The 11662-nt window shown below is 38.4% G+C and carries 11 protein-coding genes; 6 read left to right on the top strand and 5 right to left on the bottom strand.

Annotated features, from left to right (window positions below):
• Nucleotides 1-56: 56 nt before the first annotated feature.
• Genes LMB56_RS09340 through LMB56_RS09350 form a run of 3 tightly spaced genes read left to right on the top strand, consistent with a single transcriptional unit; the run spans nucleotide 57 to nucleotide 3743 of the window.
• Entirely contained in the window at nucleotides 57-1235 is a 1179-nt protein-coding gene (locus tag LMB56_RS09340; protein ID WP_229284118.1) for a galactokinase, read from the top strand.
• A 26-nt stretch (nucleotides 1236-1261) separates the two neighbouring features.
• On the top strand, nucleotides 1262-2713 hold the full coding sequence (locus LMB56_RS09345) for a UDP-glucose--hexose-1-phosphate uridylyltransferase (protein ID WP_229284119.1): 1452 nt from the start codon (nucleotides 1262-1264) through the stop codon (nucleotides 2711-2713).
• 37 nt (nucleotides 2714-2750) lie between these two features.
• Nucleotides 2751-3743: a LacI family DNA-binding transcriptional regulator gene (locus tag LMB56_RS09350; protein ID WP_229272974.1), complete on the top strand. Its 993-nt coding sequence runs from the start codon at nucleotides 2751-2753 to the stop codon at nucleotides 3741-3743.
• A gap of 69 nt (nucleotides 3744-3812) precedes the next feature.
• On the opposite strand, the gene LMB56_RS09355 is transcribed toward LMB56_RS09350, so the two are convergent.
• Entirely contained in the window at nucleotides 3813-4424 is a 612-nt protein-coding gene (locus tag LMB56_RS09355) for a DedA family protein (RefSeq protein WP_229284120.1), read from the bottom strand.
• Between the two features lie 249 nt (nucleotides 4425-4673).
• On the opposite strand from LMB56_RS09355, the gene LMB56_RS09360 reads away from it, so the two are divergent.
• Complete coding sequence (locus LMB56_RS09360) at nucleotides 4674-5987, top strand: cation:dicarboxylate symporter family transporter (protein WP_229284121.1); 1314 nt, start codon at nucleotides 4674-4676, stop codon at nucleotides 5985-5987.
• Nucleotides 5988-6035: 48 nt separating this feature from the next.
• Here LMB56_RS09360 and LMB56_RS09365 read toward each other — a convergent pair whose 3' ends face one another.
• Nucleotides 6036-6506, bottom strand: coding sequence for an Lrp/AsnC family transcriptional regulator (locus LMB56_RS09365; RefSeq protein WP_153702792.1), 471 nt, complete (start codon nucleotides 6504-6506; stop codon nucleotides 6036-6038).
• Between the two features lie 213 nt (nucleotides 6507-6719).
• Here LMB56_RS09365 and LMB56_RS09370 point away from each other — a divergent pair, with 213 nt between their 5' ends.
• Both LMB56_RS09370 and LMB56_RS09375 read left to right on the top strand, forming a co-directional pair.
• Nucleotides 6720-7184 (top strand): universal stress protein, encoded by a 465-nt coding sequence (locus LMB56_RS09370; protein ID WP_086132091.1) that lies wholly within the window; start codon nucleotides 6720-6722, stop codon nucleotides 7182-7184.
• Between the two features lie 80 nt (nucleotides 7185-7264).
• Nucleotides 7265-8371 carry a low temperature requirement protein A gene (locus LMB56_RS09375; protein WP_229284122.1) on the top strand — a complete coding sequence of 369 codons (1107 nt, stop codon included), beginning with the start codon at nucleotides 7265-7267 and terminating at the stop codon, nucleotides 8369-8371.
• 190 nt (nucleotides 8372-8561) lie between these two features.
• Here the strand turns inward: LMB56_RS09375 and LMB56_RS09380 are convergent, their stop codons facing one another.
• From LMB56_RS09380 to LMB56_RS09390, 3 genes are all read right to left on the bottom strand, one after another.
• Nucleotides 8562-10505 (bottom strand): glycoside-pentoside-hexuronide (GPH):cation symporter, encoded by a 1944-nt coding sequence (locus LMB56_RS09380; protein WP_229284123.1) that lies wholly within the window; start codon nucleotides 10503-10505, stop codon nucleotides 8562-8564.
• Between the two features lie 125 nt (nucleotides 10506-10630).
• The gene (locus LMB56_RS09385) at nucleotides 10631-10897 is read right to left on the bottom strand and encodes a hypothetical protein (protein ID WP_153702794.1); all 267 of its coding nucleotides are present in this window, start codon (nucleotides 10895-10897) and stop codon (nucleotides 10631-10633) included.
• A gap of 132 nt (nucleotides 10898-11029) precedes the next feature.
• Nucleotides 11030-11662 (bottom strand): group II intron maturase-specific domain-containing protein (locus LMB56_RS09390; protein ID WP_267865189.1); only part of this gene is annotated, 633 nt, incomplete at its 5' end.

The following is an 11662-nucleotide window of genomic DNA, read 5'->3' on the forward strand; positions in this document are numbered from 1 at the left end:
AAATTGTATTTAGTAAAAGTTTACTAATGTTTGTTTGATGTATGGAGGTTATGCTGATGGATAAGCAACAATTTTTAGCTGAATACCAAGACGTATTTAAAGAACCGGGTAAGGATGTATTCTTTTCACCAGGCCGAATTAATGTAATCGGGGAACATACTGATTATAATGGCGGTCATGTTTTTCCATGTGCGATCAGTATTGGAACCTATGGGGTATATGGTCCGCGTGAAGATACAACAGTAGCCATTTACTCAGCTAATTCGGCAAAAGAAGAAGATAGTAAGATTATTACTTTTGACATTAATGATACAGAACCGCAAAGTGCTAAAGATGAAAAGTGGGTTAACTACTTTAAGGGGATGCTGGTTTATCTAAAGCAACGGGGCTTCAAGATTGATCACGGATTTAACTTATACATCCACGGTTTTCTTCCTTATGGTTCAGGCTTATCATCATCAGCATCAATTGAAATGTTGATGGGGAATATCTTGAAAGATGAATTTAATCTTGATATCGATGAAATTGAATTAGTTAAACTTGGCCAAAAGACTGAAAATGATTTCGTTGGTCTTAATTCCGGAATCATGGACCAATTTGCTGTTGGAATGGGTAAAGAAAATAACGCAATTTATCTTGACTGCAACACTCTTGAATATAAGTATTTGCCACTTGAACTTGGCGATTATGAAATCATTATCATGAGTACTAATAAGAACCACTCCTTAGCTGGTTCCAAATACAACGAACGGGTCCAAGAATGTGAAGAAGCAGTTAATCGTCTTAACAAGAAGCTTGATATTAACAAGCTTGGTGAATTAGACTCCGATACATTTGATCAATACACTTACTTAATTGATGATGACACGCTGATTCGTCGTGCCCGTCATGCAGTTAGTGAAAATGAACGGACAAAGAAAGCTATTGATGCAATGGAAAAGGGCGATCTTGAAGAATTAGGCCGTCTGATCAATGCTTCTCATGTATCACTTAAATACGATTATGAAGTGACTGGTAAAGAACTTGATACCTTAGCAGAAAACGCATGGGATCAACCAGGCTGCCTTGGTGCCCGAATGGTCGGCGGTGGATTTGCCGGCAGTGCGATTGCCATTGTTAAGAAGTCAGAAGCAGAAAACTTCAAAAAGAATGTTGGAAAGATCTACCGGGACAAGATTGGTTACGATGCCAGTTTCTATGATGCTGAAGTTGTTGATGGACCACATAAGCTTTAATAGTATTTTAGTGGGGGAATGAGAAAATGAAGTTAATGGAAAAGTTTGCTGACCAAGTGATTGCTAGTGGAACTTATGAACCACTCGACCGGATCTATGTCTTAAACAAGATTCGGGGCTTTGTTGGTGATGAAGATGTTGAAGCTAAAGATGATGAACCAGTTGTTAGCCAACTCGTTGATCTAGCTGTTAAACGTGGCAAAATTGATGATGGTCAAACTGCTAAGGAAATTTTAAACGATCAGCTTTATGATTTGATGACCCCAACGCCATCAGTAGTCAATCATAAGTTCTGGGAAAAGTACCAACAATCTCCATCAACCGCGACCGATTGGTTCTATAACCTATGTACTAGCAACGACTATGTTAAAGTAGCTGCTATCAAGAAGAATGTTGTCTTTGATAAACCAACTAAGTACGGCAATCTTGAAATTACCATCAATCTTTCAAAGCCGGAAAAGGATCCCAAAGCAATTGCAGCGGCTGCTCATGATACCGCTAAGAAGTACCCACAATGTGCCCTTTGCATGGAAAATGAGGGTTACAAGGGACGCCTTGGACAAGCAGCACGAAGCAACCACCGTATTATTCGGATTACAGTAGGCGGCCAACAATGGGGATTCCAGTATTCTCCATATGCTTACTTCCACGAACACTGTATCTTCCTCGACAGTAAGCACGAACCAATGAAGATCAATCGGCAAACTTTGATTAACTTGGTTGAAATCGAAAAGCAATTCCCGGACTATTTTGTTGGAAGTAACGCTGATTTACCAATTGTTGGTGGTTCAATGCTTGCTCATGAGCACTATCAAGGTGGTAAGCATATTTTCCCAATGATGAAAGCCTCTATAAAAAAAGAATTGCAATTTGCTGAATATCCAGCTGTTGATGCGGGAATTGTTAACTGGCCAATGAGTGATATTCGTTTAACTAGTACAGATACTGAACAACTAATTGATCTTGGTACCCATATTATTAAGGTATGGGATCAATACAGTGATGAAAGTCTTGACATTAAAGCTTTTGATGGACAGACGCGGCACCATACTGTTACCCCTATCATGCATCGGGAGGGCGATAAGTTTGTTCTCGATTTAGTTTTGCGGGATAATAATACTAATGATGAATATCCGCTTGGAATCTTCCACCCACATGAAAAATTATGGCACATTAAAAAGGAAAATATTGGTTTGATTGAAGTGATGGGTCGAGCAATCTTACCAGCACGGCTCAAAGATGAATTAAATGAAGTCAAGAAGTTTTGGCTTGGCGCTGAAAATAAGATTGCAGATAGTCATCTTCCATGGGCAAAAGAGGTTCAGTCAAGGATTAATATCACCGCGGATAATGTCGATGAGGTTATGGAACAGGAGCTTGCTAATGTCTTTGCCAATGTTCTGGAAAATGCGGGAGTCTTTAAGGATGATGCAGCTGGAAATGAAGGTTGGCAACGATTCGTTGATGCTTTAAAATAGTTTTAACCTAAAATGAAGAAAGGGGCGCTGAAGCAGTATGGCAGTAACATTACATGATATCGCGGATAAAGCAGGGGTCTCTATTGCAACTGTATCGCGAATTTTAAATAATGATGTGACGCTTTCTGTAAATGAAAAGACACGTCAGCGAGTGTTAGCCACTGCCGAAGAGTTTAACTATACTAAGCATAAGCGAGCACGCAATAACCAAGTACAACGAGTAGCTGTTGTTCAATGGTATTCTCTTACGCAGGAATTAGATGATTTGTATTACATGGCGATTCGGATGGGGATCGAACGAGCAGCTCAACAACAGGGACTACAGACGGTTCCGGTTTATCAAAACAATATGGAAGAAATTCCTCGTGATGTTACGGGCATCATCGCGATTGGAAAATTTAGTGATTCGCAAGTTCAAGCATTGCGGTTAGTAACTTCTAATATTGTGTTTGTTGATTACGATAGTTTGGCTGCCGGTTACGATTGCTTAGTACCGGACTTTGAAAATGCAGTGCGGTCAGTTATTTCAGAATTTGTTAGCGAAGGCATTAACGATATTGGTATGTTAGCAGGAACTGAAAAGACAACGGACCAACAAATTGTTCCTGATTTACGGCGGTTCTATTTTGAAAGTAACTTGCGTCAACAAAACCTTTATCATCCAGAATTTATATTTGCTGGCGACTACACCTCGATGTCAGGATATAACGCGATGAAAAAGGCAATTGCGACGCTTGGTGACCGTATGCCGCATGGAATCTTTGTAGCAAATGATCCGATGGCAGTTGGCGCGCTTAAAGCGATTCAAGAAGCCAAAATTAACGTTCCAAATCGAATCGCTCTGATTAGTTTTAACGATACGGCAATCGTTAAGTACGTTTATCCAAGTATGTCAGCAGTACATGTTGCCACTGATGAAATGGCGCATGCCGCAGTTGATATGATGATTAAGCGGCTGCAGAATCCCAATAATGATCCATGTAAGACAGTTGTCGGCACTCACTTGATCAAACGACAAACAACCCGATAGCATATAAAAAATGATTCAGTTTTGAGAGTAATGGTACTAGAACCCTTTACCAATAAAAACTGAATCATTTTATTTTTTAATTCTTTTTTGATACCACCGATAAGCAAAGTATAAGCAAACGATCGCCATAATGATGATAGCAACAGTCGTGTAATCGTTGAAGATAATGACAATTTTATTCCATGATTGGCCGACCCAAGCGCCAAGAACAACAAGCAGTGTGTTCCAGATGGTGCTCCCGATAGTAGTGAGAAGGCAAAATTTTCCTAATGAAGTTTGAGCGATCCCTGCAGGAATAGAGATTAAACTGCGGATAACGGGAATGCAGCGGCCATAGAGAATGCCGCCTGTCCCATGTTTATTAAACCAATCGACTGCTTTTTTAGCATCATCTTGATGAAAGCCTAAAAGCTTAAATAAGCGATGATCAAGAAGGCGTTCAAGGCGGTTAACAGTTAACTGGCGGCCGAGAGCATATAAAATAAGTGCCCCGATAAGTGAGCCAATTGTCGCGGCGATAATTACTCCAACAATTGATAAAGAGGTGGTAGTCGTCATGAAACCGCTCATTGTAAGAATAATTTCGGACGGTAGTGGTGGAAAGACATTTTCAAGGGCAATTAATAAGGCAATCGCAAAATAACCAAACTGATTGATAAATTCCGTTATCCAAGCGTTCATAAATTACTCCTGTTCAATTAAATATTCTCTAAACACTCTATCATATTAGAGAAATACTTAGTAGCGGTCTTATTTTTCTTTAGTGAAAATTACGAATTATAAATTAGAATTATTATATTGAAGTGAATGAAATACGGGGAGAGCGTAAAAAGTGTTCGGATTTAATTAAATAAAATCTTAAAAATTGCTAAAATCTTACTAAAAATGTGCTAAAGTATAATAAGACTACATAAGGGAGATTGATATAAAGTGAAGCGATATCGTTTCGGGCGCCTTAGTATGGGCTGGCAAATTATGATTGGGCTGGCCCTTGGTATTATTTGTGGATTAATTTTCTATCAAAATAAGGGTGCCATCACTGTTATGCAGAGCTTAGGAACAATCTTTATCCGGCTGATTCAAATGATCGTAATGCCAATTGTTGTTTCTTGCTTGACTGTTGGAATTGCTAATATTGGTGATATTAGAAAGTTAGGACGGATTGGTGGAAAAACATTAATTTATTTTGAAGTTTTAACCACGATTGCGTTGATTCTAGGGATCGTAATGGCTAACATTACTCATCCAGGGTCGTTTATTGATATTCATAAACTTCATGCAACTGATATTTCGCAATATATGTCCACCGCAAAATCTGCAGAACATAATAGCGGATTTTGGCCATTAATTTTGTCGATTATTCCAACGAATATTTTTAAATCCATGTCTGATGGTGACATGATGCCTGTTATCCTGTTCTCTGTTCTCTTTGGATTGGGGATTGCAGCTGTTGGGGAAAAGGCTAAAATTTTAATTGATGTATTAAATGCAGTTTCAGAAGTTATGTTCAAAGTCACTAATTGGGTCATGAAGTTTGCGCCAATTGGGGTCTTTGGTTTAATTGGAATGACAATCGCCGAAATGGGTATTAGCGCTCTGTTGCCATTAGGATTGTTTATTTTGATCGCATATGTGACAATGCTAATCTTTATTATCGTTGTCCTCGGTATTACTGCTCACATTTTCCATTTACGTTATTGGAAGACGATGCGCGCGATCCTTGATGAGATTGTCTTGGCATTTACTACTGCTAGTTCAGAAGTTACGTTGCCTCGCCTGATGAAAAAGACGCACGAGATGGGGGTAAGCAAGGGGATTACAGCTTTTGTTATCCCAACTGGTTATACTTTTAACCTTGATGGATCTGCAATTTATCAATCATTAGCAGCGATCTTCTTAGCACAAGCATACGGACTCCATCTTAGTCTTTCTCACCAAATCACGTTGTTAGTAGTTTTAATGATTACTAGCAAAGGGATGGCTGGGGTTCCAGGTGCCTCCTTTGTTGTATTGCTTGCTAGTGTTTCCACGATTGGTGTTCCGATGGCTGGTCTGACTTTTATTGCCGGAATTGATCGTTTTGTTGATATGGGACGAACTGCCGTAAACGTGGTTGGTAATTCAATCGCTACGCTGGTTATCGGTGAATCTGAAGGTGCCCTTGACCGGAAAAAATATAATGCATATTTAGATAATTACGGAAAAGAAAAGACACCAACAGAAGCTGATGCTGAAGTCGAATAATAAACATAAAAGCGAAGATGGGAAAAATACTCACCTTCGCTTTTATATTTATACTTCTTCTGAATTGGCAGTATCTTTTGCTGATGCTAACTTAACTCCCCGGTGCTCCACGCTTGTACTAAATACGATTTGTGTACTTGTCTTTCCAAAACGTTGTTGAATCGTATTGATGAAGTCGTCTAAATCGGTGGTAGAAGGGAAAACAACTTCCATAATTTCCGAATAATCACCAGTTACACAGTTACATTCAATCACGTTGGGGATTTGTTGAATGTAAGGGTAAAATTCTTGCTTTTGGCGAGGCTCAAGTTGTACCTGAATAAAAGCTTTAACATGGAAGTTAATTTTTTCCATGTTAACACTTGTATGGTAGCCAGTAATAATCCCATTTCGTTCAAGCTTATTGATTCGCGCCGCAATTGCTGGTGATGAAATGAAACATTCTTTAGAGAGTTCTTTCAAAGAAGCACGGGCGTTTTTTTGGAGAAGGTTAATAATCTTCCTATCGATCTTGTCCATAAGATGCGGCCTCACTTTCAAGTATTAAAGGTATATTGGATATATTAAGATTACTCTAATTAAAGATTAATGTATAGTCTAAATTTTAGGAAATCATGAATTAATTGAATTTTATCTGAAGTCAGTATTATTCTGGTTTCCTTCGCTTTATTCTTTAAAAAAATGGTATAATTTAAGTAAAGACATTACTAATTTGTTTGGAGGTTCAAACCTATGGATCAAGAATACCAAAACATCCTAGTTCCAGTTGATGGTTCTCAGGAATCAGAATTTGCATTGCACCGCGCAATTGCAATCGCAAAGCGTAATGGTGCCCATATAGATATTTTAAATGTAATCGATACACGAGCAATGGCTTATAACTTTGCTGGTATGTCAGATGGAAGTATTGCTTATCAATTAGTTGATAAATCAAAGCAATACCTTGATGAATTGTTGAAAAATGCCAAGGATAAGGATGGCTTTGATAATCTTGATATCCACATTCGTCTTGGTAATCCAAAGACAATTATTTCGTTTGACTTCCCTCGTGACCACCACAACGACATGATTATTATCGGTGCTAGTGGATTATCACGGATGCAACGAGCCGTAATGGGTTCAGTTACGTCATACGTAAAGCGTAATGCACCCGTTGATGTGCTGGTTGTTCGGACTGATGTAGATCAGGTTAAATAGTCATTAAATATTATCGATGAGGGTTAGTGGTAGATATTACCATTAACTCTTTTTTTATAAAAAATGAAAGGCGTGTTATCGTGGCAGATGAAATTACTAAGCGAGTTTCCTTGGTAGAATTATTTTACGATTTAGTGTTCGTTTACATGGTTTCCCGAGCAACAGAAATGATTCACCACTTGCACCATGGGATTGTTGGACTGCCGGTTTTAGGAATCTTTGCAATTGTCGTGATTGTATTTATTAATTCCTGGATGGTCCAGATGGTCTTTACAAATCGGTATGGGAAGCTGTCGGGAACAAATGTTATCTTTTCGTTCGTCGATATGGCAATTCTCTTGTATATGTCAAATTCGTTTTCAACGACATTCGATTGGCATTTAGCAATTTTTTTCATAGCTGCAGGATTGTTATCGTTAACGTTATGTATCCAATATGTTTTAGTCTACTTTCAATCAGAAAAGACGATAGATAAACAGATTACACGAGCATTTGCTGGGATTTTAATTTTTAGGACCGTTACGCTTTTTATTGGTGGGATTTTTTATCAAAGCCGAGTTGGAGTGGGGATTGCTTTTGCTGGTATTATTATCAGTTGGATTGCGCCTGGCTTTACCGGAAAATATACAAAGCATCATCCCATCATCTTTTCGCACTTGCTAGAACGGCTTACAGCATTAATTATTGTGATGTTTGGTGAGACAATTGTCGGAATTGCTGATTACTTTACCGCTGCAAATTTCTCAATTCAATCTATTCTTATTTTTACTACAGTTGCAGCGCTATTCTTTACCTACATTGTTGAATTTGACCATTTAATTAATGAACACCAACGCCATGAGACTGGAAATTTAATGATCTATCTTCATTACTTTATTTTATTTGGTCTTAGCCTAATAACTGTGGCGATGAAATTTATTGATGATGCAGCGGCTGATCCGCGGTTTGCGGTAACCTGCATGTATCTTGGCTTTGCTTTGTTTTATATTGGCCTTGCAATTGCTAACTACTACAATAAGGTAAAAGTGAATAAGACCGTTGTAAGTATTTTTATTATTTCAACAATAGCCGGTTTTGGAATTTCCTGGTTTTATTCATCATTTACACCTGTGGTTATTATTATGACTGCTGTAACGTTGATTAATGCCGTAACGTTAACAAGATTTAGAATAAAATATGTAGATTAAAAGGGAGTGGGACTAAACTCGCTTGCGAGTTTTTAGTCCCACCCCCCGCAAGGATGGCTAGGTGTTCTGGACGTTGATTTATCAACGTTCAGAATCCAGCCAGCTACTGCGTTTTGGCAGTTTATACTTTAAAATGGTAAAGAGGTTGGATTATTTTTCCAACCTCTTTTTTAACAGAGAAGATATTTAATTACTTTTTAGTAACTTCCATGACAATATCAGTAGTAGTTACCTTTTCACCAGCATCCTTCAATAATTTAATATCGAAGTCTTTACTGTTAGTCACTGTTACCATGACAGTATCATCAAGGCCAGCCTTCTTGATTGCTGGGTCCCAGAATTCCATTAATTCGTCACCTTTGTCAAAGTGTTGATCCTTATCAAAGTAACTAATGAATCCAGTACCACGAAGCTTAACGGTATCAATACCAACGTGGATCAGTAACATAATACCATTGTCGGATTCAAGCCCGATTGCGTGACGAGTAGAGAAAGTTGCTCGTACTGTTCCGCTAAATGGAGCAATTACTTTACCATCAGATGGTTTTATAGCGAATCCTTTACCCATGTTACCAGAAGCAAAGTTTTCATCGTTAACGTCTTTTAAGTTAACAAGTGTACCGGCAACTGGTGATGTAATATCAGTAACGCCAGGTTGTGGGGTAGGAGTGGTTTCGGCATTACTACTGTCTTTGTTAAATTGGTTTCCCCACGTTTCTTCTAGTTTAGCGACAATCTTAGCATGTGACTTTTCATCCAATTTAACTTTAAGGATGAAGATAATGATACCAATAATGATTAAAGCAATTGGAATTAAGAACATGTAAATTTTAAATACGCTTACACCGTGAGCAGTAACGGTAGCTGCAGTGGCGCCACCAGTCATACCGGCAGCAACAGTAGCCATAACAACAACCCCGTTAGCAACCGCTCCACCAAACTTATCAAGTAATGGACGAATTGATAAAGTAAGTGATTCATCACGGTGACCTAATTTAAGTTGCCCATATTCAACAGAGTCGGTAATTGTCATAAGAACAACTAAGAAAATAATTGGTTGTGGAATGAAGAATAATTCAGCACCGAGAAGAACTAATGCTAATGACTTACCGGCGAAGGCAAAGATCAATGCACCAAGCACTTCGATTGAAGCAGCACCATAGAATAGTTTGTGCCGACCAATCTTTCCAGAGAATAATGGGAAGGCAAATACTGAGATAACACCAACAATAGTGTTTAATCCACCAAGAATTGAGAACGCCTTAGCATCACCTAAAATATAGGTGAAGTAGTAAAGCTCAAAACTGTTTAGCAAAGTCTGACCAGTTGTAAAGAATAAGTAAGACATTGCAATGGCTAAAAGTTGATCATTCTTAATTAAGATATGAAGAATATCTTTAAGTTTAGTTTCTTCTTTGTTTTCACGAAGTAGTGATTTCTGCTCGTGAGTAAACATTCCGACACCAACTGCAGTAATTGCTGAAATTGCAGCAACGATTGCAGCAAAAATGAACCAACCACGATCATCACCGGTACCGCCATTTTGGTTAATCGAGAAGAACAGAACCATTGGCATGATAACAAATCCGATAATCTGACCACCAATAGTTGAACCAACCCGGGCAAAAGTAGCTATTTTATCCCGTTCGTGTGAGTCGAATGACATGGCAGGAACCATTGACCAGAAACCAACGTCATTGAAAGAATAGAATACATCCATAATGATATAAATAATAGCAAATACAACTAAGTAAAGAATCGGATTACTTGTGTTTAATCCTCCCAATGGTGTAAATAAGGCTGCAAGTAAGACGGCGGAAATAATACCACCACCAACAACCCATGGCTTAAATTTACCCCATTTAGTGTTAGTTCGGTCAATTGCATTCCCAATTAATGGGTCAATTAACAATTCAACGATTCGTAAAATCATAATGATTGCACCAACATAGCCAACCATCCGATTATCGAAAGCTTTGTCACTAGTAGTAAACAGGTGACCAGTAACATACATCATGAAATAAGTAGAAAGTAATGCAAAGAAAGCGTCATGTCCGAATGCACCTAAAGAATAGGCTAAACGAGAGCGGACAACATGTGGGTCTTTCTGTGCAGTATCAATTTTTGCATCCATGTTAACTCCCCTTTTCTACAACAACATATAATAATATCTTACACGAATAATGGTAAGCGTTTTCATAGAAAAAGTCAATGCAATTTTAGTAAAGTTTTACGAAAAAGGAAGTAATATCAAAATGATTATTGATTGAAAGCGATTGCCATAACTTGGGCCTGAATAGTTTCTAACTCATCAGCATTTAAATTAATATATTTATTTACAAGGCGTTCATTTGCATGAAGATCGTTGACAAGAAAATCATGGATTGATGTAATGTTTATTCCAGCATGACGTAAATGTAGGATTGTCATCGTAATTGCTAACTGTTCTGTTTTAGCAGCCGAAAGGGTAGCAGGGGCTGTTTCGATGACACCTTGGTAATAGCCGCTCATAAATGTTTTATTCATTATAATCACCTCTATGCTAATCAAACCACATTTTTTAAGAAATTTAAAATCGAGTAGGAGATAATTGATTAGTTCAATTATCGACCTCTCACACCACCGTACGTACGGTTCCGTATACGGCGGTTCGACAACTTAATCACTTTGAATTGACTGGAGCGTCTTGGACATATTCATAAGTCCGAGTTGTTCCAGTTTTCTATTTGTTAGAGAATAGCTCAAGGTCTTACTGTGTGCAGTTCGCCAGTAGCCCTTGCGGGTACTAGCGAAGACATATGCATCACGCTGGGACAGCCCCAGCTTCTGTAAGTTAGTTACCTTAGTTTTAAGTTTCTTCCATTGCTTCCAGATATACTGTCTTATTCGGGCCCTCAACCACTTGTCAAGGCGTTGAATAAAGTCAGTTAGTTTCCCAATTGAGTAGTACTGAAGCCATCCACGCATTTTTCGCTGAATTTCTTCAAACATTCTTGTCAGGGATATTCCACGATTACGTTTAGTTAATAACCTCAATGCTTTCTTTACTCGTTGTTGCGATTGTTTTGCTGGACGGGCGTAGGCTCCATTGTGGTCTACACCCAACGAAAAGCCAAGAAACTTTAACCGTAGCGGGCTACCGACTTTGGTTTTATCTGGGTTCACTTTAACTTTCAATCGCTTTTCAAGAAACTGGGTAATGCTTCGCATTACTCGTTCTCCGGCTCGTTGACTTTTAACATAAATGTTACAATCATCCGCATAGCGCACAAAGTGGTGACCACGTCTAGT

This window comes from Limosilactobacillus reuteri, assembly GCF_020785355.1.
In the GTDB taxonomy this organism is placed as follows: domain Bacteria; phylum Bacillota; class Bacilli; order Lactobacillales; family Lactobacillaceae; genus Limosilactobacillus; species Limosilactobacillus reuteri_I.